The organism is Plantibacter sp. ME-Dv--P-122b (assembly GCF_030209375.1).
Lineage (GTDB): Bacteria > Actinomycetota > Actinomycetes > Actinomycetales > Microbacteriaceae > Plantibacter.
This window is the reverse complement of the sequence record NZ_JARVSC010000003.1, coordinates 879122-900362: the sequence shown is the minus strand read 5'-3', so window position 1 is coordinate 900362 and position 21241 is coordinate 879122. Positions and strand designations below refer to the sequence as shown.

At 69.3% G+C, this 21241-nt stretch carries 27 protein-coding genes; 17 read left to right on the top strand and 10 right to left on the bottom strand.

Features of this window, described 5'->3' with window-relative positions:
• Positions 1-419: 419 nt before the first annotated feature.
• Positions 420-1052 (bottom strand): uracil phosphoribosyltransferase, encoded by a 633-nt coding sequence (gene upp, locus QRN19_RS08875; RefSeq protein WP_285026413.1) that lies wholly within the window; start codon positions 1050-1052, stop codon positions 420-422.
• A 51-nt stretch (positions 1053-1103) separates the two neighbouring features.
• Between upp and tadA the strand changes: the two genes are divergently transcribed.
• From tadA to proC, 3 genes are all read left to right on the top strand, one after another.
• Positions 1104-1580: a tRNA adenosine(34) deaminase TadA gene (gene tadA / locus QRN19_RS08870; protein WP_285026411.1), complete on the top strand. Its 477-nt coding sequence runs from the start codon at positions 1104-1106 to the stop codon at positions 1578-1580.
• Between the two features lie 111 nt (positions 1581-1691).
• A complete protein-coding gene (locus QRN19_RS08865) occupies positions 1692-2879 on the top strand; it encodes a MarP family serine protease (RefSeq protein ID WP_085513994.1) in 1188 nt (395 codons plus the stop codon).
• A 48-nt stretch (positions 2880-2927) separates the two neighbouring features.
• On the top strand, positions 2928-3770 hold the full coding sequence (gene proC, locus QRN19_RS08860) for a pyrroline-5-carboxylate reductase (protein ID WP_285026409.1): 843 nt from the start codon (positions 2928-2930) through the stop codon (positions 3768-3770).
• Between the two features lie 16 nt (positions 3771-3786).
• Here proC and QRN19_RS08855 read toward each other — a convergent pair whose 3' ends face one another.
• Positions 3787-4290 (bottom strand): GNAT family N-acetyltransferase, encoded by a 504-nt coding sequence (locus QRN19_RS08855; RefSeq protein WP_285026408.1) that lies wholly within the window; start codon positions 4288-4290, stop codon positions 3787-3789.
• Positions 4287-4886 carry a TetR/AcrR family transcriptional regulator gene (locus QRN19_RS08850; RefSeq protein WP_285026406.1) on the bottom strand — a complete coding sequence of 200 codons (600 nt, stop codon included), beginning with the start codon at positions 4884-4886 and terminating at the stop codon, positions 4287-4289. The genes QRN19_RS08855 and QRN19_RS08850 overlap by 4 nt, the downstream gene beginning before the upstream one ends.
• 63 nt (positions 4887-4949) lie before the next feature.
• Here QRN19_RS08850 and QRN19_RS08845 point away from each other — a divergent pair, with 63 nt between their 5' ends.
• Complete coding sequence (locus tag QRN19_RS08845) at positions 4950-5408, top strand: GNAT family N-acetyltransferase (protein ID WP_285026404.1); 459 nt, start codon at positions 4950-4952, stop codon at positions 5406-5408.
• A 7-nt stretch (positions 5409-5415) separates the two neighbouring features.
• On the opposite strand, the gene QRN19_RS08840 is transcribed toward QRN19_RS08845, so the two are convergent.
• Positions 5416-6087, bottom strand: a complete 672-nt coding sequence (locus QRN19_RS08840) for a potassium channel family protein (RefSeq protein WP_056013885.1) — start codon at positions 6085-6087, stop codon at positions 5416-5418.
• Positions 6080-7522 carry a TrkH family potassium uptake protein gene (locus QRN19_RS08835; protein WP_079003294.1) on the bottom strand — a complete coding sequence of 481 codons (1443 nt, stop codon included), beginning with the start codon at positions 7520-7522 and terminating at the stop codon, positions 6080-6082. Before QRN19_RS08835 ends, QRN19_RS08840 begins: the two co-directional genes overlap by 8 nt.
• A 72-nt stretch (positions 7523-7594) precedes the next feature.
• Here QRN19_RS08835 and QRN19_RS08830 point away from each other — a divergent pair, with 72 nt between their 5' ends.
• The 4 genes from QRN19_RS08830 to QRN19_RS08815 all read left to right on the top strand — a co-directional run bounded on the left by QRN19_RS08830 (position 7595) and on the right by QRN19_RS08815 (position 9117).
• On the top strand, positions 7595-7999 hold the full coding sequence (locus QRN19_RS08830; RefSeq protein WP_064294613.1) for an ArsR/SmtB family transcription factor: 405 nt from the start codon (positions 7595-7597) through the stop codon (positions 7997-7999).
• Positions 8000-8125: 126 nt separating this feature from the next.
• Complete coding sequence (locus QRN19_RS08825; protein ID WP_064294612.1) at positions 8126-8320, top strand: helix-turn-helix domain-containing protein; 195 nt, start codon at positions 8126-8128, stop codon at positions 8318-8320.
• Between the two features lie 139 nt (positions 8321-8459).
• Entirely contained in the window at positions 8460-8558 is a 99-nt protein-coding gene (locus QRN19_RS08820) for a 30S ribosomal protein bS22 (protein ID WP_003792170.1), read from the top strand.
• 250 nt (positions 8559-8808) lie between these two features.
• Positions 8809-9117 (top strand): hypothetical protein, encoded by a 309-nt coding sequence (locus QRN19_RS08815; protein WP_285026398.1) that lies wholly within the window; start codon positions 8809-8811, stop codon positions 9115-9117.
• A 42-nt stretch (positions 9118-9159) separates the two neighbouring features.
• Here QRN19_RS08815 and QRN19_RS08810 read toward each other — a convergent pair whose 3' ends face one another.
• Positions 9160-9459, bottom strand: a complete 300-nt coding sequence (locus QRN19_RS08810; RefSeq protein WP_285026396.1) for a helix-turn-helix domain-containing protein — start codon at positions 9457-9459, stop codon at positions 9160-9162.
• 192 nt (positions 9460-9651) lie between these two features.
• Between QRN19_RS08810 and QRN19_RS08805 the strand changes: the two genes are divergently transcribed.
• The gene (locus tag QRN19_RS08805) at positions 9652-9912 is read left to right on the top strand and encodes a glutaredoxin family protein (RefSeq protein ID WP_285026394.1); all 261 of its coding nucleotides are present in this window, start codon (positions 9652-9654) and stop codon (positions 9910-9912) included.
• Positions 9913-9952: 40 nt separating this feature from the next.
• Positions 9953-10261 carry a Dabb family protein gene (locus QRN19_RS08800; protein WP_285026392.1) on the top strand — a complete coding sequence of 103 codons (309 nt, stop codon included), beginning with the start codon at positions 9953-9955 and terminating at the stop codon, positions 10259-10261.
• Positions 10262-10279: 18 nt separating this feature from the next.
• Here the strand turns inward: QRN19_RS08800 and QRN19_RS08795 are convergent, their stop codons facing one another.
• The 3 genes from QRN19_RS08795 to aspS form a co-directional block, all read right to left on the bottom strand.
• A complete protein-coding gene (locus tag QRN19_RS08795) occupies positions 10280-11056 on the bottom strand; it encodes a putative protein N(5)-glutamine methyltransferase (RefSeq protein WP_285026391.1) in 777 nt (258 codons plus the stop codon).
• Between the two features lie 89 nt (positions 11057-11145).
• Positions 11146-11598: a flavodoxin domain-containing protein gene (locus tag QRN19_RS08790; RefSeq protein ID WP_285026390.1), complete on the bottom strand. Its 453-nt coding sequence runs from the start codon at positions 11596-11598 to the stop codon at positions 11146-11148.
• 18 nt (positions 11599-11616) lie between these two features.
• Positions 11617-12957: an aspartate--tRNA(Asn) ligase gene (gene aspS / locus QRN19_RS08785; protein ID WP_285026388.1), complete on the bottom strand. Its 1341-nt coding sequence runs from the start codon at positions 12955-12957 to the stop codon at positions 11617-11619.
• 85 nt (positions 12958-13042) lie between these two features.
• Between aspS and QRN19_RS08780 the strand changes: the two genes are divergently transcribed.
• The 5 genes from QRN19_RS08780 to ccsB are packed head-to-tail and all read left to right on the top strand — an operon-like array spanning position 13043 to position 17729.
• Positions 13043-13678 (top strand): histidine phosphatase family protein, encoded by a 636-nt coding sequence (locus QRN19_RS08780; protein WP_285026387.1) that lies wholly within the window; start codon positions 13043-13045, stop codon positions 13676-13678.
• Positions 13678-14286 (top strand): TlpA family protein disulfide reductase, encoded by a 609-nt coding sequence (locus QRN19_RS08775; RefSeq protein WP_285026385.1) that lies wholly within the window; start codon positions 13678-13680, stop codon positions 14284-14286. Before QRN19_RS08780 ends, QRN19_RS08775 begins: the two co-directional genes overlap by 1 nt.
• Positions 14283-15029 carry a cytochrome c biogenesis CcdA family protein gene (locus QRN19_RS08770; protein ID WP_285026384.1) on the top strand — a complete coding sequence of 249 codons (747 nt, stop codon included), beginning with the start codon at positions 14283-14285 and terminating at the stop codon, positions 15027-15029. The genes QRN19_RS08775 and QRN19_RS08770 overlap by 4 nt, the downstream gene beginning before the upstream one ends.
• Positions 15013-16677, top strand: coding sequence for a cytochrome c biogenesis protein ResB (gene resB / locus QRN19_RS08765; protein WP_285026383.1), 1665 nt, complete (start codon positions 15013-15015; stop codon positions 16675-16677). Before QRN19_RS08770 ends, resB begins: the two co-directional genes overlap by 17 nt.
• On the top strand, positions 16674-17729 hold the full coding sequence (gene ccsB, locus QRN19_RS08760; protein WP_285026381.1) for a c-type cytochrome biogenesis protein CcsB: 1056 nt from the start codon (positions 16674-16676) through the stop codon (positions 17727-17729). Before resB ends, ccsB begins: the two co-directional genes overlap by 4 nt.
• Before the next feature lie 16 nt (positions 17730-17745).
• On the opposite strand, the gene QRN19_RS08755 is transcribed toward ccsB, so the two are convergent.
• Positions 17746-18723 (bottom strand): o-succinylbenzoate synthase, encoded by a 978-nt coding sequence (locus tag QRN19_RS08755; RefSeq protein ID WP_285026380.1) that lies wholly within the window; start codon positions 18721-18723, stop codon positions 17746-17748.
• A gap of 63 nt (positions 18724-18786) precedes the next feature.
• On the opposite strand from QRN19_RS08755, the gene QRN19_RS08750 reads away from it, so the two are divergent.
• Positions 18787-20280 carry a hypothetical protein gene (locus QRN19_RS08750; protein ID WP_285026379.1) on the top strand — a complete coding sequence of 498 codons (1494 nt, stop codon included), beginning with the start codon at positions 18787-18789 and terminating at the stop codon, positions 20278-20280.
• Between the two features lie 16 nt (positions 20281-20296).
• The gene (locus QRN19_RS08745; RefSeq protein ID WP_064294597.1) at positions 20297-21223 is read left to right on the top strand and encodes a 1,4-dihydroxy-2-naphthoyl-CoA synthase; all 927 of its coding nucleotides are present in this window, start codon (positions 20297-20299) and stop codon (positions 21221-21223) included.
• Positions 21224-21241 lie beyond the last annotated feature (18 nt).

Sequence of the window (21241 nt, the reverse complement as noted above, 5' to 3'; positions counted from 1 at the left end):
GGCGGTCCCGCGATCCGGGAAGTGGCGCGTCGGCCGGGTACGGACGGGGTACGTCCGGGAGTCGGCTCACCTGGTGGGGGAGCGGCGGACTCGGAGGTGCTGGGAGCAGTGGAGCGGATCCGTGTGGATCGCTACCGGTGCTGGAGGAGTCGGATCAGCGACACATTCGACAGCACATGACAGCGCGGCCGGGCATCATCATGCCGGCGTTCCCAGGGGCCTCGAAGGAGGTCAGGGTGGGCGCGTTGGTCGTCATAGTCCGCAATACAACAGGAATCCCCCGGATCCTGTCAAGTGTGGGCGGAAGATGACGTTGTGTTGCACGGGGATTGCCAGCTGGCGGCACAACTGAGATGAGGCGGATCGTCGTCCATCGCGGGGATGGACGACGATCCGCCTCATGTCGGCGGGAGCAGGGGTCAGACGACGCCGTAGAGGCGGTCGCCGGCGTCGCCGAGCCCGGGGACGATGTACCCGTTCTCGTCGAGCTTCTCGTCGAGGGCGCCCAGGACGATGGTGACGTCCTTGCCGGCCGTCTCGGCCTCGAGACGCTCGATGCCCTCGGGGGCGGCGAGCAGGCAGATGGCGGTGACGTGCATCGCGCCACGCTGGAAGAGGAAGTCGATGGCCGCCGCGAGCGAGCCGCCGGTCGCGAGCATCGGGTCGAGCACGAAGCACTGGCGGTCGGACAGGTCGTCGGGGAGACGCTCCGCGTAGGTGGTGGGTTCGAGGGTCTCCTCGTTGCGCACCATGCCGAGGAAGCCGACCTCGGCGGTGGGGAGCAGCTTCACCATGCCCTCGAGCATGCCCAGGCCGGCCCGCAGGATCGGGACCACGAGCGGGCGCGGCTCGCTGATCTTGACGCCGACCGTCTCGGTGACGGGCGTCTGGATCGTGATCTCCTCGACCGTGACCCCGCGCGTCGCCTCGTAGGCGAGCAGCGTGACGAGCTCCTCGGTGAGGGCACGGAACACCGGTGACGGTGTCGTCTTGTCGCGCAGCACCGTGAGCTTGTGGGTGATGAGGGGATGGTCGGCTACGTGCACTCGCATACGATCAATCTAGTCGCTCGCGCGGCGACCAGGATTTCGGGGAGATGACGGATGCACGCACCGGCCGAGTTCGCCGCGTGGATGGACCTCGCCATCGCCGAGGCCGAGGCGGCCCTGGCCAGCGACGACGTCCCGGTGGGCGCGGTGCTCGTCGGCCCGGACGGCTCGGTGGTCGCCGTCGGTCGCAACGAGCGCGAGCTGCACACCGATCCGACCGCCCACGCCGAGGTGGTGGCCATCCGCGCCGCCGCGGCCGCGCTTGCCGACTGGCATCTCACGGAGCTGACGCTCGTCGTCACGCTCGAACCCTGCGTCATGTGCGCCGGCGCGATCCTCGCCGCCCGGATCCCGCGGATCGTCTTCGGGGCCTGGGACGAGAAAGCCGGCGCGGTCGGTTCCGTCTACGACGTCCTGCGCGACCGGCGACTGCAGCACCGTGTCGAGGTCTACGCGGGCGTGGAGGCCGAGCGCTGCTCGACGCTCCTCACCGACTTCTTCCGGGGCTCGGGCGGCGTCGGAGCCTCCTGAGGGCACACACGGCCCCGGATGTCCCCGCGCCTCGACAGGATCGGTGACCGGATGCTGCTGCTCCCAGCACTTCCGGAGCCCGTTGTCGGCGGGTGATGGCAGGATCGCAGGATGCAACCCGGCGTGATCCTCGACATCATCCTCGTCGTCGTCCTGATCGGCTTCCTGATCCGCGGGTGGCGTGCGGGGCTCCTCGGGAGCCTCGGCGGGCTCGTCGGGCTGGCGGCCGGCGGGGTGGGCGCCTTCTTCGCGATCCCGCTCGTCGCCTCGTGGGTGCCGGATGCGGCCTGGCGTGGCTGGGCGGCGGTAGCTGCGGCGGTGGTCGTCCTCGCCGTCGGCTACACCATCGGTGCGTTCATCGGCGGGGCCATCGGCTCCGTCGTCCGCAAGACCCCGCTGCGCGGTCTGGAACGCCTGCTCGGCGCCGCCCTCAACCTCGTCGTCACCGCACTCGTCCTCGTGACCGCGGCGCTCGGTGTCGGGTCCCTCGGCATCCCGCTGCTCGCCCAGGCGGTCGGGTCGTCTGCGGTGATCGGCACGATCGACCGCGTCACGCCCGTGCAGGTGAAGAGCACGCTCGCGCAGCTCCGCTCCACGGTGGTCGACGGTGGGGCCCAACGCGTCATCGAGGCCTTCGGTGGAACCGCGGACGTACCCGCCGCCCCGCAGCTCGACACGTCGACGCCGGCGCTGCAGACGGCCTCCGCGTCCGTGGTGCGCATCAGCGGCACCGCCGAGTCCTGCTCGCGGAGCCTCACCGGAAGCGGCTTCGTCTTCGCCGACGACCTGGTCATGACGAACGCGCACGTCCTCGCCGGCGTGACGAACCCGGTCGTCGAGGTCCCAGGGGCCATGCCCAGGGAAGGACGGATCGTCTACTTCGATCCGGTCGACGACCTCGCCGTCATCCGTGTCGACGACCTCGGCGCCCGATCGCTGCCGCTCGCACCGAATCCGGCGCCCGGTTCGAACGCCGTCGTCGCCGGGTATCCGTTCGGTGGCCCGTACACGGCCGGCGGCGCGCAGGTCATCGTGGTGGGGCCGAGCCTCGTCGCCGACATCAGCGGGAACAACCCGACGAGCCGTCAGGTCGTGACGCTGTCCGGGACGGTGCAGCCGGGCAACTCCGGTGGACCGCTCCTCACCGAGTCCGGTGAGGTGGCCGGCGTGATCTTCGCCCGCGACGCGAACTCCGCGCCGGTCGGCTACGCGCTAGCGATGGACGAGGTCCTGCCCGTCGTCGCGCTCGCCGGGTCGCTGCAGTCAGCGGTCCCGTCGGGCGCCTGCCTCGCCGACTGACCCGGCCAGGCACGTGCCGACGAGCATGCAGGTGCCTAGACTCGCAGGGTGAGTGAAACGATCAGCCTGCCCAGCATCGCCATCCTCGGAGCCGGTTCGATGGGAGGGGCCGTCCTCCGCGGTCTCGTCCAGCCGGGTGTCGAGGTCGACGGTGGCATCACGGTGACGAACCGGACGATCGCCAAGGCGGAGGCGCTGGCCGAGCTGCCCGGCGTCACCTCGATCGCCCTCGAGCAGGACGCCGACGGCAACCGTCGGGCGGCAGCCGCGGCGAAGATCGTCCTGATCGGTGTGAAGCCCTACCTGGTCGCCGACCTCCTCGCCGAGATCGCCGACGCACTGCAGCCCGGCACGATCGTCGTGAGCCTCGCGGCCGGCATCCGCAGTGCGGCGTTCGAGGCCGCCCTGCCTGAGTCGGTCTCAGTGTTGCGCTCCATGCCGAACACCCCGTCCTACGTCGGGCTCGGTGTCACCGGGCTCGCCCCCGGCACCCGGTCGAGCGAGGACGACCTCGCCGTCGTCACCGCGCTGTTCGAGACCGTCGGCCAGGTGGTCGTCATCCCCGAGTCGAAGATCGACGCCCTCAGTGCCATCTCCGGCTCCGGCCCGGCGTACGTCTACTACCTCATCGAGGAACTGACCCGCACGGCGATCGGCCTCGGGTTCACCCCCGAGCAGGCGTCCGTGATGGTCGACGGGACCTTCCGCGGCGCGACGGAACTCCTTGCGACGACGGGGGAGAGCGCCGAGCAGCTCCGCATCAACGTCACGAGCCCCAAGGGGACGACGGAGCAGGCGCTCGCCGTGCTCGCCCAGGCGGGCTTCAGCGAGACGTTCGACCGCGCTGCGGCAGCCGCCATCGCACGCGCCGAGGAGCTGTCGGCGTCCTGACGCGACGGCGATCCGATCAGTCGAAGGACCGCACGAAGCAGTCGAGGCCGGGTCTGTCGTCCCAGGAAGCGACCGCGACGAAGCCGGACCGCCGGTAGAGCGCGATCGCTGACGAGCGCCAGTGCCACACGGAGAGACGCACGCTGTCGTCGCCCCGTCGCCGCGAGACGGTCGTCGCTGCCTCGATCAGGGTTGCGGCCACGCCCCGGCGACGAGCATCGGGGGCGACCCAGAGTCGCTTGAGCTCCGGCGACGGGCCGTCCGTCAGGACGACGCAGCCGAGCACCCGGTCGTCCTCGACGGCCAAGAGGATCTCGTCGGAGGCGAAGGCGGTGCCCGGGTCGGAGATCTCGGCCCGGTAGCGGTCGGCGAGCGTGATCGTCGGAGCGGGATCGTCCGGACGCGGGTCATGGCCGAGGAGTTTCTCGTGCTCGGTCCGGCGGTGGTACTCCGAGAGGAGCTCGGTGAATCGCTCGCGCTGATGAGCCGAAGCATCCGCCCAGCGCTCCACGACGATCACTTGCCGCTCGTCTCGTCGAGCTCGAGGACGAGCAGCAGCCGGTCCAGTGCCGCGAGCTGGGACGTGGCGTCGTAGTGGTCGTCGTCGGCCGTGCTCAGGGTGCTGACACCCTCGATGAATCCGACGACGACGGTGGCCGACGCGGCGACCTCGGCCTCGGTGAGCTCGGGGCGGATCTGAGCCACGAGGCGGCGGGTGCGCGCGACGAACACGCCATGACCCGCGCGGTGCCGTTCGGCCAGCACGTCGTCGTCGAGAGCCGCCGCGAGGTAGCCGAGCCAGACGCGGGCCTCCTGGCGCGTCTCGTCGGTGAGGGACAAGGCCTGCCGGAGGACGGCGCGCAGCGCGGCGTGCGGCGTCGAGGCGGCGGCCTCGAGTGCCTCGGTGCGCGCCGCCGTCCGCTCGTGCAGGAGGTCGCGAGCGTGCAGCAGGAGCGCGCGTTTGTCGGGGAAGCGATGCAGGACGAGGCCGGTGGTGCACCCGGCCCGCTCCGCGACCGCGCGGAGGGTCAACCCGTGGGGGCCGTGCTCGCCCAGCACCTCCCAGACCGCGTGCGAGATCCGCGCGTGAGCCGCTGGGTCTTTGGTTCTGGCCATGTCGTGATCACCTCGGAACCGATGTTACCGTAATGCTTGTTACGGAATGACTGGAGGACGCGCATGACAATCAGGATCAGCCGGGTGGCCTGGGATGACGAGGCGGGAGCCGAGCTGCGGGCCGCCCAACGCCGCGAGCTCGACGCGCGCTACGGGAGCGATGACCATGAACCCGGCACGCCGCCGACCGCAGCCGACATCACGCGCTTCCTGCTCGCCAGCGACGTCGACGACGCCCCGTTGGGCTGCGGCGGCCTGCGGATGCTCGGCGAGGGCCGGGCCGAGATCAAGCGCATGTTCGTCGTGCAGCACGCCCGGGGGACCGGCGTCGCCACCGCGTTGCTGCGGGCGCTGGAGGACGAGGCGCGGTCGCTGGGTCTCGCCGAACTCCTCCTCGAGACCGGCACGGAGCAACCGGACGCGATGCGCTTCTACGAGCGCGAGGGGTACCATCCGATCGAGGCGTTCGGGCCGTACGTTGACGAGCCACGGTCGCGCTGCTACGCGCGCAGCCTCGGCTGAGGGGACTTCAGCCCTCGAGTGAGGCGAAGCGTTCGATGTCGGCCGACGTGCCGGAGACGATGATGAGGTCGTGGTTCGACACGACGGTGTCGGCGGTCGCGTAGGTGAAGGGCTTCCCCGGTGACTTCACGCCGACGACGGTGATCCGGTACTTCGTCCGGACGCCCGACTCCGTCAGGTTCAGCCCGCGGATGGGCTTCGGCGGGTACATCTTGACGAGCGCGAAGTCGTCGTCGAACTGGATGAAGTCGAGCATGCGGCCCGACACGAGGTGGGCGACGCGTTCGCCGGCTTCGCGCTCGGGGTAGATGACGTGGCTCGCCCCCACCCGGGCGAGGATCTTGCCGTGCGACTGCGAGACGGCCTTGGCCCAGATCTGCGGGATCTTGAGGTCGACGAGGTTGGCGGTGATGAGCACGCTCGCCTCGATCGAGGAGCCGACCGCGACGACCGCGACCGAGAAGTCCTGGGCGCCGATCTGCCGGAGTGCCTCGATGTTCTTCGCGTCGGCCTGCACGGTGTGCGTGACCCGGTCGGACCACTTCTGCACGAGGTCGGAGTTGTCGTCGATCGCGAGCACCTCGCGGTCGAGACGGTCGAGTTCGCCGGCGCAGGCCGCACCGAACCGACCGAGTCCGATGACGAGGACCGGGGCGTCGTGCTTGATGCGGTCAACCAACGATGGGCCTCTCTTCGGGTCGTTTGAACAGCTGGCCGCTCTGACTCGCGGCCACCGCTGCAGCGAGTGTCACTGTACCAACGCGGCCCAGGAACATGGTGACGGCGAGGACGTACACTCCGGCGTCGGGCAGGTCCGCGACGAGGCCGGTGCTCAGTCCGACGGTCGCGAAGGCGGAGATGACGTCGAACAGCACGTGGTCGAGCGGAGCCTTGGTCATCTGCAGGATGACGATCGTCGACAGGGCGACGATCGTCGCACCCCAGAGGACGACGCTCACCGCGACGCGGAGCACGTCCTGCGGGATCCGCCGGCGGAAGACCTCGACGCCCTCGCGGCCGCGGGCCTCCGCGAACGCCGCCAGGAACAGGACGGCGAGCGTCGTGACCTTGATCCCGCCGGCGGTCGAGGCGGAACCGCCGCCGATGAACATGAGCATGTCGGCGACGAGCAGGGTCGAGCCGTTGAGGTCGCCGATGTCCACGGTGGAGAAACCGCCCGACCGTGTCATTGCCGACAGGAAGAACCCCTGGAAGATCGTGTCCCAGAGGTTCCACTTGTTCCAGGTCTCGGGGTTGTTGAACTCGAGCAGGATGAAGGCGAGCGCCCCGGCGAAGAACAGGATGATCGTCGTGACGAGCGTGAGCTTGACGTGCAGCGACCAGCGGCTCGGTCGACGGAAGTTGCGGCTCAGCGCGTAGATGACCGGGAAGCCGATGCTGCCGAGGAAGACCCCGAGCATGAGGATGCTGAGGAACCAGTAGTCGTTCTCGAAGGCCGCGAGCCCCTCGGCGTTCGGCGTGAAGCCGGTGTTGGTGAAGGCCATGGCGGCGTAGTAGACGCTGTTCCAGGCGGCGTCCCAGGGGTTGATGCCGTCGAGCAGCATGCGCGGGAAGAGTAGGACCGCCAGTGCCGCCTCGATCACGAGGGCGCTGACGGCGACGGTGACGAGCAGGTTGCCGATCTCCCCGAGGCGGACCGCCTGACCTTCGGCGACGGGGCCGTGGTGCGACCGCAGGGGGTTCGTGTCGCTCGCCGCCATGAGCTTCTGGCGGAGTCCGAGTCGTCGGGCGATCACGAACCCGAGGATCGAGGCCAGGGTCAGGACGCCGAGCGCGCCGATCTGGACGCCGATGAAGACGAGCACGTGACCGAAGAGCGACCAGTGCGTCGCCATGTCGACGGTCGAGAGCCCGGTGACGCAGATGACGGAGACCGCGGTGAAGAGGGCGTCGGCGATCGGGGTCACCTGGCGGTCGGCGCTCGCGATGGGGAGCGAGAACAGCATCGTGAAGACGAAGATCAGGAAGCTGAACACGAGGATGGCGAAGCGGGAGGTCGACTTCGCGGCGAAGTCGCTGACGGCCTCCCTGACCCTCGCGAGGCCGTGGCGCACGATGATCTCGGGACGACGCCCCATGGCATTGCCGCTCATCTGACCCCTCAACACCTCAGGACTGCGCCGGAGGCAATGGTACTCCGTGCGCTCCATCACTATCGTTGGACCATGGCCGACATTTTCGACGTGATCGCTGACACCACCAGGCGGGACATCCTCGCGCTGCTGCTCGAACGGCACGGTGGCACCGGGACGAGCGTCTCCGAGATCGTCGCGCAGCTCGGCCTCAGCCAACCGACGGTGTCGAAACACCTCAAGGTCCTGCGCGAAGCAGAGCTCGTGGAGGTGCGCGAGGAGGGGCAGCACCGCTACTACAGCCTGGACTCGGCGCCGCTCGAGGACGTGGAGGACTGGCTCATCCCGTTCCTCAGCGTCGACTACCAGGACGACGGTGTCGACTTCGCTGCGCTGTCGCTGCCGGACCAGGCCAAGGCGGTCGCGGGATCGGTCGGCAAGGTCGCTGCGGACGTGACGCACGCAGTGCAGTCGGTCACGAAGAAGCTCCGCCCGTGACCCAGCCCCCATACCGTTCACACAGGGGATGTACAGGGCGGGCGTCGGCCCTCTAGAGTTGCCATGCGGCGTCCCGGTCCTCGGAGCGCCGTTCAAGCAGGTTTCCAGAGGCGCAGGAGGGGTTCGATGACGCAGGACACTGCCGACGTCCGCTTCCTCACCGTCGCCGAAGTCGCCGAGATGATGCGGGTGTCCAAGATGACCGTGTATCGCCTGGTGCATTCGGGGGAACTCCCGGCCATCCGATTCGGGAAGTCGTTCCGGGTGCCGGAGACCGCCGTCGACGCCGTCCGGCAGCGCCCGGTCGCCGACGCCGGCTGAGGCGTTTCCCGCTCCTAGCAGCCTGCAGGCGTACGGCGTGTGAACGACGCGCGCTGCAATCGGCTAGACTGGCAACAAGACTTGTTCTCTTCGGTCGCGATCCCTGCGGCCAAGCCCCCCAATTCTGTGAGGTAAATCCGTGGGTTCTGTTATCAAGAAGCGCCGCAAGCGTATGGCGAAGAAGAAGCACCGCAAGCTGCTTCGCAAGACCCGTCACCAGCGCCGCAACAAGAAGTAGCCGGCTGCTCCGCTCGGAGCACCTGACGACTCTTCGTCCACCGGAAGCGCCTGCCCATTCGGGCACGGCGCTTTCTGGCGTTGGCGAGGTGATCGCCTCGTTCGCGGTTCCTGCCTGGCCCACCGTCTCCGCAGGTCGAGCGGTGCCGAGGTTCCTCCACAGGTGAGGCAGGAGAGGACTGATCCACAGCGCGTCGCGGCACGCGGTCCGTCGCCCCGAGATCGTCGGCGGTCCTTCGTAGGTTCTTCACATGACCCGCGATCTCCCGCCAACCGTCCGCCGCAATCGACGCGAACTCGCGTACCGGGTGCCGTTCGTCGTCGAACGAGACGACGCACCTCGGTATCGACTCCGGAACGTCGGTGACGAAGCCGTCCACTGGGTCGTGCTGCGCCTGATCGGGCCTGGACTCCTCGCTCCACTGGAACCGTGTCGCCTGACGCCGGGGAGCGCCCTGGAGTTCGAGGTGATGGGCACCGAGCTGGCCCGCGCGACCAGTGTGCAGGTGTCCTGGTTCCGTCCCGGTGGTCACCAGTACCTCTGGCGGGTCACCTTCTGAGGGGCGCCATCAGGTGGAGGGGTGCGGTCTCCGACGCGCGGGTCAGCGTTCCAGTTCGCGGCGAGCGGCCAGCAGGTCGCGCGCCGTCAACTTGTGCGCCCGTCCCGGGTACATGTCGGCGTTGAGACCCGTGATGAACGGGGCCGGGTCGAGGTCGAGCGCGGTGCTCAGTCGGACGAGTGTCTCAACGCTCGGGTGCACCTGCCCCCGCTCGATCTTGCCGATGTTCGTCCAGTGCATCCCGGCCAGCACGCCGAGGTCCTCGAGGGTCAGCTGGCGCTCGTTGCGAGCGGCGCGCAACCGCTCGCCGAGGATGGTCGCGGCTTCGGAATGTGTAGGCATCACTCAATGACAACGGACCTCGACCGGCGCATGCCAGAGTGTCTGAGCCTGACGGCATCGACACCCATGGTTCTCATTCCTGGGTTCAGCGGCATCATCATTCCGGCATCGTGTCAGATGTGGCCGTGAAACACCACACATGTCGGTTCCCTGGATGTGCTCGGACGTCGGGCACCCCGTACAGTTGAGGAGGTGTCCACTCTGCACGTCACGCTCATCGGCAAGCCCGGCTGCCACCTCTGCGACGACGCCCGTGCCGTGATCGACGAGGTGGTCGCAGGCCTCCCGTCCGACGGCCCCGCGATCGAACGCGAGGAACTCTCGATCCTCGACGATCCTGCACTCCACGACCGTCACTGGGAGGAGATCCCCGTCGTCCTCATCGACGGCAGGGTGCACAATTACTGGCGGATCGACCCCGACCGCCTGCGGTCCGCGTTGCTCGCCGGCTGATCCGCACGTCCATCCATCCACACCGACCCTTGGGGGCCCAGTGACCATCCGCCACATCGTCAGCTGGAAGCTGGCGGCAACCGACGAAGCCGGTCGCGACGAGGCCTTCGCCACGATGCAGTCCGAACTCGAGGCACTCGCCGGGTTCATGCCGAACGACATCGAGCACCTCCAGGTCGGCCGCAACATCGCCTACCCCGAGAGCAACTGGGACGTCGTGCTGGTCGGCGACTACCCGAGCCTCGAAGCGCTGGAGCGCTACCAGGTCCACCCGGAGCACGTGCGCGTGGTGCAGATCGTCCGTCAGCTCGTGGTCGAGCGCTCCGCGGTCGACTTCCAGCTCGACTGAGCCCGGAGCCCGCAGGACTCAGACCATGACCCCGACGGCGACGGTGCCGTCGAGGTCGTCGTCGCGGACGATCGACGTCGTGAGGCCCACCGCTCGCATGAGTTCGGCGGTCTCGGGGGCCTGACGTTCGCTCGTCTCGATCAGGACGGCGCCGGCCGGCGCAAGCCAGTCAGGGGCCCGCGCGATGATCCGACGCTGCACGTCGAGTCCGTCGGCACCGCCGTCGAGGGCGACCGCGGCCTCGTGCTCCCGAGCCTCAGGGGGCATCGTCGACATCGACGCCGTCGGGACGTAGGGCGCGTTCGCGAGCAGGAGGTCGACGCGCCCGGCAAGCGCTTCGGGCAGCCCGCCGAACAGGTCGCCGGGCAGGGCGTGCCCGCCGAGCGACTCGAGGTTGCGGCGTGCGCAGTCCACCGCGGCGGGGTCGATGTCCGACGCCCAGACATCGATCGGGCCGGGCGTCTCGGAGAGGAGTGCGCTCCCGACGGCCGCCGCACCGCAGCAGAGTTCGACGACCACCGAACCGTTCCGGAGGCGTGGGAGGGCGACGTCGACCAGGAGCTCGGTCCGCCGCCTCGGCACGAAGACCCCGTCCTCGACGACCACCCGGCGGCCTCGGAACGCGACCCAGCCGAGGACGTGTTCGAGCGGCCGGCCGGCGACCCGTGCCGCGACCATCCGTTCCAGTCGGTCCGGGTCGTCCGACTCGGCGAGGAGCAGTGCCACCTCGTCCTCGGCGAAGACACACCCCGCCGCACGAAGGCGCAGGACCACGGATTCGGCGGTCGCGTTCATCTGGCTCACCCCTCGCTCACGTGCGAAGACGCCGCACGGCCGGTGCGAGTCACGCTACCGTCGCGTCCGAGCACGCACCAGAGCGGAGGTCAGAGCTGTTCTGCTGCGGAGAGCACGCCGGGCAGCCAGGCGAGCGCGACGTCCTTCTTCCGCTCGAACCCGCCGTCGTCGTGCAGACCGAACTCACCGAAGCGGGTCGCGCCGTGCTCGGTGAGGATGGCGTCGAGCAGCGAGCTGCCCTGGTTGTACGTGTCCTCGTAGCTGCTGTCGCCCAGCCCGAAGATGGCGTACCGGAGCCCGTCGAGCTCGACGTCGGACTCCTCGAGCGCCTCGTAGAAGATCTGGCCGGTCTCACCGAGGAGGCCGTCGCCGTACGTCGACGTGATGAAGATGTGGATCTCGTCGGTCGACAGCTCCGCGGGGTCGACGTCGCCGAGGTCGACGACGCGCCACTGGTGCTGTGAGCCGATGGCCTTGCCGAGGTCGCCGGCCAGGCGTTCGGCGTTGCCGGATTCGGTCCCGTACAGGATGACGATCTGCATGGCGTCCTTCTTGCGGGGTTACGGGGCGAGGCGGGTCGGGCCGCGGAACAGGTAGGTGACCTCACGGATGGAGGTCTCGTGCAGCATGAGCATGAGCACGCGGGCGAGGCCCATGCCGAAGCCGCCGTGCGCCGGGACGCCGTAGCGGAAGAAGTCGAGGTAGAACTCGAGCTCCTCGGGCTCCAGGCCCTTCTCCTTGGCCTGCTCGACGAGGACGTCGACGCGGTGCTCGCGCTGCGCGCCCGTGGAGATCTCGACGCCGTTGTAGATGAGGTCGTAGCTGTTGGTGAGCGAGCCGTCCTCGGCGTTGCGCATGTGGTAGAACGGCCGGATGCTCGACGCGTAGTCGGTCAGGAAGACGAAGTCGTGACCGAAGGTCTCCTTGACGTAGGCCGCGATCTGACGCTCGCCCTCGGGGTCCATGTCGTCGTCGGCACGAGGGATCTCGTAGCCGCGCTCGGCGACGATGCGCTTGGCCTCGGCCAGCGGGATGCGCGGGAACGGACGCGACGGGACCTCGAGCTCGATGCCGAAGAGCTCGGAGATCTGCTCGCCGTGCTTCTCCTTGACCGCCGTGAAGCCGGCGACGAGGAGCTCCTCGTGCAGCTGCATGACGTCCTCGTGGGACTCGATCCAGCTGATCTCGGCGTCGACGCTCGTGAACTCGGTCGCGTGTCGGCTGGTGAACGACGGGTCGGCGCGGAATGCCGGTCCGACCTCGAACACCTTGCCGAAGCCGGCCGACTGCGCCATCTGCTTGAAGAACTGCGGCGACTGCGCGAGGTACGCCTTGCCCTCGAAGTAGTCGACCTCGAAGAGCTCGGCACGCGACTCGCTCGCGCTCGCCATGAGCTTCGGGGTGTGGATCTCGATGAAGTCGTTGTCGATCCAGTACTGACGCAGCGCGTGCTCAAACGTGGTCTGGATGCGGAAGATCAGGGCCTGCTTCGGCTGACGCAGGTCGAGGAAACGCCAGTCGAGCCGCTTGTCGAGCGAGGAGTCCGCTGCGATCGGCGTCTCGGGGTTGGCGGCGGTGACGACCTCGAGCGTCGCGACCTTGACCTCGATGCCGCCGAGCTTGACGCGTTCGTCGTGCTTGAGCTCGCCGGTGACGGTGATGAAGGAGCCGTGCGCGAGGGCGGAGATCGCCTCGGTGGTGGCGAGGCGCTCGGCGGAGCCCTCGACCTCCGGGTCGACCTCGCGGACCGCCGGGTTCACCAGCTGGACGGCGCCGCTCTCGTCGCGGAGGACGACGAACTGCACCTTCTTCTGGTCGCGGACGGTCTCGACCCATCCGGAGACGGTGACGGGACCGTCGGACAGGGCGGCCAGGTTCTTCACAACGACGCGTTCACTCACCCCGACAGCTTAGCCGTCGCTCGTGGCTCGGACCTGGACGGAGGTCACGGTGAATCCGCAGCTTGGGGAAACGTACACTTGGAGGGTGGTAGCCGACCAGATCCATCTCGTGCGTCACGGCGAGGTGCACAACCCTTCTCGTGTGCTCTACGGTCGACTCCCCGCATTCCGACTGTCGGAGCTCGGCGAGCGCATGGCGCAGGCCGCCGCCGACGACCTCGTGAGCCGCGACCGCACGGTGGGCGCCCTCTACGCGTCCCCGTTGCAGCGCACGCAGGAGTCCGCCGCACCGGTCGCCGCCGCCTTCGGCCTCGCCGTCGTCTCCGAGCCGCGCGTGATCGAACCGTTCAACGAGTTCGAGGGCAAGCGCATGAGTCGCGCCCTGAAGAACCCGCTCAACTGGCCCAAGCTCCGCAACCCGTCCCGCCCGAGCTGGGGCGAGCCCTACGCGTCGATCGTCAACCGCATGACCGCGGCCGTCGAGGACGCCTGGCGTGCGACGCCGTCCGGCGACGTCGTCATCGTCAGCCACCAGCTGCCGATCTGGATGCTGCACAGCTCGATCGTCGGGGCGCCGTATCGTCACGACCCGCGGAAGCGACGCTGCGCCCTGTCGAGCATCACCACCTTCGAACGGACCGAGCACGGCTTCCTCGAGGTCGGCTACGTCGACCCGGCTGCCCGTCTCGCGTCCGGCGCGACCGATGTCGGGGCCGTCTGATGGCCCGCAGATCGAGGACGTTCGCCGTCGCCGCCGTGCTGGCCGTCGGGGCCTTGCTGCTCACGGCGTGCGGGAGCGATCCGTTGGCCGATCAGTACCGCGAGGGCAGCAGCAAGGGCTACGTCGCGGGCGACGGCAGCGTGACCGAGGTCGCGGTCGACGAGCGCGGCGAGCCAATCAGCTTCTCGGGCGTCGGCGAGGACGGCGAGCAGATCTCCTCCGCCGACCACGCGGGCCAGGTCCTCGTCGTGAACTTCTGGTACGCCGCCTGCGCCCCCTGCCGCGCTGAGGCGAAGGACCTGCAGGCGCTCAACGAGGCCTACACCGACCAGGGCGCCACCTTCATCGGCGTCAACGTCCGCGACACCGCCGACACCGCGAAGGCGTTCAACGGCACCTTCGGCATCACCTACCCCTCCATCCTCGACGTGGACAGCGGGGAGGCGAAGCTCGCCTTCACGGGCAGTGTCCCGCCGAACGCGGTGCCGACCACCATCGTCCTCGACGCCGAGGGCCGGGTCGCCGCACGCATCCTCGGGCAACTGCAGGACCGCACCATCCTCGACACCCTCATCCGCGACACGATCGCCGAGAGCGCCCCAGAGTGAGCCCCGGCGAGCTCGTCTACGGCGGCCAGCTCCTCGTGGCGATCCCGATCGCCATCGCGGCCGGTCTGCTGTCCTTCCTCTCGCCGTGCGTGCTCCCGCTCGTCCCCGGCTACCTCGGATACGTCGGCGGCATGACGACGGCCGAGGAGGGGCGCTCCGGTGCGGGCCGTCGGCGCGTGCTGCTCGGCGTCAGTCTCTTCATCCTCGGCTTCACCGTCGTGTTCGTGGCGATCGCGGCGTTCGTCGGAACGGTCGGCGCCTGGTTCGTCGAGTGGGAGGGCGTCATCACCCGCGTCCTCGGCGCGGTCGTCATCCTCATGGGGCTCATCTTCATCGGGCAGTTCTCCCGGCTGCAGCGCACGGTGCGCACGAGCTGGGCACCCGCCACCGGCCTCGCCGGTGCACCGCTGCTCGGCTTCGTCTTCGCCATCGGCTGGACGCCCTGCCTCGGTCCGACGCTCACCGCGATCAGTGCGCTCTCCCTCTCGGGCGGCTCCGCCTGGCGCGGGGCCCTCCTCGGGCTGTTCTACTGCCTCGGTCTCGGCATCCCCTTCCTGCTCGTCGCGCTCGGACTCGGTTGGGTCACGGGGTCGCTGGCGTTCCTCAAACGGCACATCCGCACGATCAACATCATCGGCGGCGTGCTCCTCATCGTGATCGGTGTGTTGATGGTGTCTGGTCTCTGGTCCGCTTGGATGTACTCGCTGCAGGGGGTGATGAGCGGCCTTGTCACGCCCCTCTGATCACATCGATTCCGCCGCCCCGGCTCCGGCCGACGGCATCAACCAGCCGAAGCTCGGCTTCGTCGGCTGGCTCCGCTTCTTCTGGCGTCAGCTCACGAGCATGCGCACGGCGCTCTTCCTGCTGTTGCTCCTCGCGATCGCCGCGGTGCCCGGTTCGCTCGTCCCGCAACGGTCGAGCGACCCGAACGGCGTCACCCAGTACTTCACCGACAACCCGGACCTCGCGCCCATCCTCGACAAGGTGCAGGCGTTCGACGTCTACAGCTCGGCCTGGTTCTCCGCGATCTACCTGCTGCTGTTCATCTCGCTCATCGGCTGCGTGATCCCGCGCACGAAGCACCACTGGCTCGCCCTGCGCTCCCGTCCGCCGCGCACGCCCGCGCGCCTGTCACGGCTCTCCGCGTTCGAGCGCCGCAGCGACGACAGCGGGGCGACCGCCACCGAGCTCATCGACGATGCGACGAAGCAGTTGAAGCGTCAGGGGTACCGCGTCGAGCGCTACGACGCCGAGGGGTCAGCATCGGTGTCCGCCGAGCGCGGCTTCCTCCGCGAGACCGGCAACCTCGTCTTCCACTCGGCCCTCGTCGGCATCCTCGTGACGGTCGGTTTCGGCGGCGGCTTCGGGTTCTCCGGTCAGCGCGTGCTCGTCGAGGGTCAGACCTTCGTGAACACGCTGCTCGACTACGACTCGTTCAACCCCGGTCGCTTCTTCAACGAGTCGGAGCTCGCGCCGTACAAGCTGACGCTCGACGAGTTCGGCGTCACCTACGAGACCGAGAACCTCGACGCGTACGGGCAGGCGATCGACTACCGCGCGAAGGTCACGACGACCGCGCCCGGCGGGAAGCCGCAGGACGCGACGATCAAGGTCAACGACCCGCTGCGGTTCGAGGGCACCGACGTCTACCTGCTCGGCAACGGCTACGCACCGACGATCACCGTCCGCGATCCCGAGGGCAAGGTCGTGTTCAGCGACTCCATCCCGTTCCTGCCACAGGACGCCCAGCTCACCTCGCTCGGCATCGTGAAGGTCCCGGACGGACTGGCGGAGCAGCTCGGCATGATCGGGTTCTTCTACCCGACGCAGGCCGCGTCCAAGCCGCCGTTCTTCTCGTCCTACCCCGACCTCGCCTACCCGGTGCTGACGCTCAACGTCTACTCCGGCGACCTCGGCATCAACGCCGGTGCTCCGAAGTCGGTCTACGCGCTCGATGTCGATGACATGAAGCAGCTCACGGGCGGCGACACCGGCGTCGAGTCGATCGAACTCTCGCCGGGGCAGATCACCGACCTGCCGAACGGACTCGGAACGGTGTCCTTCGACAACGTCTCGGCCAACCCGTCGACCGAGAACTACGCCGGTTCCGTCAAGCGGTTCGCCTCGTTCGACGTCCACCACGACCCGACCCAGCTGTGGGTGCTCGCGTTCGCCATCCTGGCCCTGTCCGGCCTCATCACCTCGCTCTTCGTCGCCAGACGCCGCGTCTGGGTGAAGGCCGTGACGGGAAGCGACGGCACCGTGTCCCTCGAATACGCCGGGCTCGCCCGCGGCGAGGACCCGGGCCTCGAAGCGGCCGTCGCGGCGATCGCCGAAGCGCACAGTCCAACGCCTGTCCCGTCCGAACCCGAAGGTAGAATCGCCCCGTGACCCTCGTCGAAATCTCGAACCTCTGCCTCTGGTCGGCCGTCGCCGTCTACGCGCTGGCGTTCATCGCCTTCACGTTCGACCTCGCGCGCCGCAGCGCCGAGGTCACCGCGGCGATCGACGCGGCCGAGCGGGCCGAGTTGGAACGGTCGGCTGCCGCCGAGGAACGCGTCGGAGCACTCGCCTCCGCCGCGACGCGGACCGCCGCACCGATCGTCACGAGCGACGGTGTCCCGCGCAAGCCCCGCCGTTCCGCGGACGAGCCCGTGCAGCAGGCGTCGCGCAAGTCGCCGAGCCTCCGGGTCGGGGTCTCGCTCACGGTCATCGCGTTCCTGCTCCACCTCGTCGCAGACGTGACGCGCGGTATCGCCGCCGGTCGTGTCCCGTGGGCGAACATGTACGAGTTCGCGATGACGGGCACGCTGCTCATCGTCGCGGTGTTCCTCGTGGTCATCGCGCGCGTCGACCTCCGGTTCCTCGGCAGCTTCGTGATCGGCCTCGTGACCGTGCTCCTCGGCCTCGCCACCGCGAACTTCTACGTCGAGGTCGTCCCGCTGCCGCCGGCGCTCCAGTCGGCGTGGCTCGTCATCCACGTGTTCGTCGCGAGCCTCGGCACGGCGTTCTTCGCCATCGGCTTCGCATTGAGCGTCGTGCAGCTCCTGCAGGGGCGTCGCGAGCGCCGGCTCGGGCTCGTGCAGCCCACCCAGAGCTCCGGACGCCTCCGCTTCCTGCTCACGCTGCCGAGCGCGGAGCGTCTCGAGAACCTCGCCTACCGCGTCAACATCATCGGCTTCATCTTCTGGACGTTCACGCTCATGGCCGGTGCCATCTGGGCCGAGCGCGCCTGGGGTCGGTACTGGGGCTGGGACACCAAAGAGGTGTGGACCTTCATCATCTGGGTGATCTACGCCGGGTACATCCACGCCAGGGCGACGCGCGGCTGGCGCGGATCACGGGCGGCCACGCTCGCGATCATCGGCTTCAGCGCCGTGATGTTCAACTTCGTCGTCGTCAACGTGTTCTTCAAGGGCCTGCACGCCTACAGCGGCCTGTAGGTCCCTACGCCGGCCCTCAGCCCAGCAACTCGTGTGTGCGGCGGAGTCGGTCGAGCCACCATGCCGTGCGCTCCGGTGACGCGGTGAAGTGCTCGAGGAGATCGACGTCCACCTCGACGCGCCGGACGGCGATGCCGCCGTCCACGGGATCGAGCGGTGCGGTCGTCACGTCGCCGCCGAGGAGCGCGGTCGTGGCGAGCCCGCAGTCGTAGTCGAGTTCCGGGAGCGCCGCCGCGAGGTGGGCGCCCATGGAGATACCGACGGAGGTGTCCAGCGCGCTCGAGACGACGATCGGCAGTCCGGCTTCGCCGGCGATGCGGAGCGCGGCATGCACGCCGCCGAGGGGCTGCGCCTTCACGACGAGCAGGTCGGCGGCGCCCGCGCGAGCCACGGCCAGGGGATCCTCGGCCTTCCGGACGCTCTCGTCCGCAGCGATGGCGACGTCCAGGGACGAGACCCGCTCGCGGATCTGGGCGAGTTCCGCGACGCTCGCGCAGGGCTGCTCGACGTACTCGAGGTCGAAGGGTTCGAGGGCGCGGATGGCGTGTTCGGCCTCGTCGACGTTCCAATTGGTGTTGGCGTCCACGCGGAGTCGGCCTTCGGGCCCGATGGCCCGCCGGACGGCGGCGACGCGCGCGACGTCGTCGGCGAGCACCTGCCCGCGCTCGGCCACCTTCACCTTGGCGGTCCGGCAGCCCGGGAAGCGGGAGAGGACCGCCGGGACGTCCGTCGCGTCCACGGCCGGGACCGTCGCGTTCACGCGGATGCGATCCCGATGGAGGGGCGGGAGATCCGACCACCCGAAGTCGATCGCGGCCCGGAGCCACGCGGCCGACTCCTGGTCGTCGTACTCGACGAACGGGGAGAACTCCGTCCACCCGGCGGGACCACGGAAGAGGACGGCCTCGCGGGTGTCGATGCCCCGGAACCGGACCCGGAGGGGGATGGAGACCACGCGGGCGGTGGCGAGGACGTCGTCGAGGGTCGCTTGCATGTCCCCATCCTGCACCCCGGACGTCGGAAGCCGTCGCGGGGCGCCCGTGACACAATCGATCCCGTGCCGCTGTTCTCCCGACGCAAGCCGACGCCCGGCGATCGGCGAAGCGTGCCCGCGGACGAACCCGCGGCCTTCTCGGTGCCCGAGCCGATCTTCGAGCCGAGCCCCGACGTCGACGTGTTCCCGGTGATCGAGGAGTCACCGGGCGCATCCTCCGACGAGCCGCGCGATCCGAACGCCCCGCCCATCCCCGGGGCGTCGCCGGCGGCCGCGTCCACGACCGCGCCAGCACCTGCCATTCCGGAACGCACGCCCGAGGAGCTGGAGGCGGAGACCGCCAGGTTCCGGCGTCCAGGGTCCCGAGGACGACGCACGCCGCGGCAGCCCGCACCACGGAAGCCGTCGTCGCGCCGTCAACGGAAGGCGGCGGAGCGCGTGGCCGCCTCGCAAGCGACGGCCGCGGCGATCCCGGCCGACGACGGCCAGCGGACCCCGGCGGCCCACCCGCCTGCCGCCGGTGCATCCCCGACGGGTCGGGACGAACTCGGCGCGTGGAGCCGGGGTGTCGTCGCCTCCTTCTCACCGCTCGCCCTGCTCGGCGCGGTGGTCGCCGTCACCCTGTTCACCGTCCTGCTGGCCGTGAGCTACCGGCCCGGCGAGGGGGCCTGGGCCATCCTCGTGGCGTTCGTCCTCGTCGTCGTCGTGCAGATCGTGCTGCTCATCGGGAGTGTCATCGTCATCCGCCGAAGGGTACGGCGCCGCTGGGGCGTGCTGGCGCTGGTGCTCCTCCTCGTCGTCAACCCGGTCACGGCGATGGCGGTCGGCGGTCTCTCCACCGACCAGGCAGGGGATGGCACTTCCGCCGGCGGTGGCGGGGGTGGCGACGAGGAGCACGACCCGATCTGGGACACCTACCCGGGGTCGGCCTACGTCGATGCGAAGGAGACCCTCGACGGGCCGAGCTACGAGGACTTCGTCGGGACCTCCGACGAGATGCTCGCGGAGATCCGGACGGCGCTGACCACGGAGTTCGGGTTCGACTGGGTCGAGCGACAGCCCGCCGAGACGAAGGCCGATCAGAACGGGTACGGCGGGAACTCCATGCTCGTCCAGTACACGGCGCCCGTGTGGCAGACGACGACGACCGTGCGCACCTTCGAGGAGAAGTCCCGGGTCGTCGAACTGATCCGCCAGGTCCTGCTCCGGTACGACATCGCGAACCTCGACATGCGGAACGCCCCGTCCTCCTGGCGCGAACCGGGCGAGCTCACCGAGCAGTACGGCGGCGAGACCCTCGACACCCAGGCGCTGTGGGACCTGCACACCTACAACGCCATCACGGGCGCCGGGGACTTCCGGACGGTCATCGTCGATCTCACGCTCGATTCGGCCGGCACCGTCGCCAAGGACCGCGAGTTCGACGTCGACTACTACGACATGGCGGCGGAGGGCATCGAGCTGCACCTCGACTCGTATGCGCTCCTGAAGGAGGCGGACCGTGCCGACTACCTGGAGGCGCTCAAGCCCTACGCGGACCTCGACAAGCCGAAGTAGTGCCTAGGCTGGACGCATGAGCGATCGAGTGTCCGAACTGTTCGACCCGGAGATCTGGGACGTCGTACCGGGGTTCGAGGACCTCACCGATCTGACGTACCACGTCGCGCGCGAGGGCGGCTTCGTGCGCATCGCGTTCGACCGCCCCGAGGTGCGCAACGCCTTCCGCCCGCACACCGTCGACGAGCTGTACCGCGCGCTCGACCACGCACGCCAGAGCCCGACCGTCGGCGTGGTGCTCCTCACCGGGAACGGACCGAGCGCGAAGGACGGCGGCTGGGCGTTCTGCTCGGGCGGCGACCAGCGCATCCGTGGTCGGGACGGCTACCGCTACGCGAGCGACGACGCCGCGGACGACGAGACGGCGAGCGGCATCGACGCCGCGCGCAACGGTCGCCTGCACATCCTCGAGGTCCAGCGCCTCATCCGTTTCATGCCGAAGGTCGTCATCAACCTCGTTCCCGGGTGGTCCGCGGGCGGCGGGCATTCCCTCGGCGTCGTGTGCGACCTGTCCATCGCGAGTCGGGAACACGCGCGGTTCAAGCAGACCGACGCCGACGTCGGCTCCTTCGACGCGGGGTACGGGAGCGCGTACTTCGCCAAGCAGGTGGGTCAGAAGTTCGCCCGCGAGGTGTTCTTCCTCGCCCAGGAGTACGACGCGGAGCGTGCACTGCAGGCGGGCGCGATCAACGCGGTCGTCCCGCACGCCGAGCTCGAGCAGACGGGGGTCGCCTGGGCCCGCACCATCCTCGGCAAGTCGCCGACCGCCATCCGCATGCTGAAGTTCGCCTTCAACGCCGTCGACGACGGTCTCGTCGGTCAGCAGGTCTTCGCGGGCGAAGCCACCCGCCTCGCCTACGGCACCGATGAGGCGGTGGAGGGACGCGACGCCTTCCTGGAGAAGCGCAAGCCGGACTGGGCTCCGTTCCCCTGGCAGTTCTGAGCTCCGGGACATCGGGGG

What these genes read in the sequence shown, in the direction of transcription:
- QRN19_RS08865 (WP_085513994.1), top strand. Translation starts at nt 1,692, where the DNA reads ATGCAACCCGGCGTGATCCTCGACATCATCCTCGTCGTCGTCCTGATC.
- QRN19_RS08775 (WP_285026385.1), top strand. Translation starts at nt 13,678, where the DNA reads ATGGCCCGCAGATCGAGGACGTTCGCCGTCGCCGCCGTGCTGGCCGTC.
- QRN19_RS08815 (WP_285026398.1), top strand. Translation starts at nt 8,809, where the DNA reads ATGACCCGCGATCTCCCGCCAACCGTCCGCCGCAATCGACGCGAACTC.
- upp (WP_285026413.1), bottom strand. Translation starts at nt 1,052, where the DNA reads ATGCGAGTGCACGTAGCCGACCATCCCCTCATCACCCACAAGCTCACG.
- QRN19_RS08755 (WP_285026380.1), bottom strand. Translation starts at nt 18,723, where the DNA reads ATGCAAGCGACCCTCGACGACGTCCTCGCCACCGCCCGCGTGGTCTCC.
- QRN19_RS08825 (WP_064294612.1), top strand. Translation starts at nt 8,126, where the DNA reads ATGACGCAGGACACTGCCGACGTCCGCTTCCTCACCGTCGCCGAAGTC.
- QRN19_RS08810 (WP_285026396.1), bottom strand. Translation starts at nt 9,459, where the DNA reads ATGCCTACACATTCCGAAGCCGCGACCATCCTCGGCGAGCGGTTGCGC.
- QRN19_RS08745 (WP_064294597.1), top strand. Translation starts at nt 20,297, where the DNA reads ATGAGCGATCGAGTGTCCGAACTGTTCGACCCGGAGATCTGGGACGTC.
- QRN19_RS08795 (WP_285026391.1), bottom strand. Translation starts at nt 11,056, where the DNA reads ATGAACGCGACCGCCGAATCCGTGGTCCTGCGCCTTCGTGCGGCGGGG.
- QRN19_RS08790 (WP_285026390.1), bottom strand. Translation starts at nt 11,598, where the DNA reads ATGCAGATCGTCATCCTGTACGGGACCGAATCCGGCAACGCCGAACGC.
- QRN19_RS08835 (WP_079003294.1), bottom strand. Translation starts at nt 7,522, where the DNA reads ATGAGCGGCAATGCCATGGGGCGTCGTCCCGAGATCATCGTGCGCCAC.
- tadA (WP_285026411.1), top strand. Translation starts at nt 1,104, where the DNA reads ATGCACGCACCGGCCGAGTTCGCCGCGTGGATGGACCTCGCCATCGCC.
- QRN19_RS08850 (WP_285026406.1), bottom strand. Translation starts at nt 4,886, where the DNA reads ATGGCCAGAACCAAAGACCCAGCGGCTCACGCGCGGATCTCGCACGCG.
- QRN19_RS08830 (WP_064294613.1), top strand. Translation starts at nt 7,595, where the DNA reads ATGGCCGACATTTTCGACGTGATCGCTGACACCACCAGGCGGGACATC.
- QRN19_RS08845 (WP_285026404.1), top strand. Translation starts at nt 4,950, where the DNA reads ATGACAATCAGGATCAGCCGGGTGGCCTGGGATGACGAGGCGGGAGCC.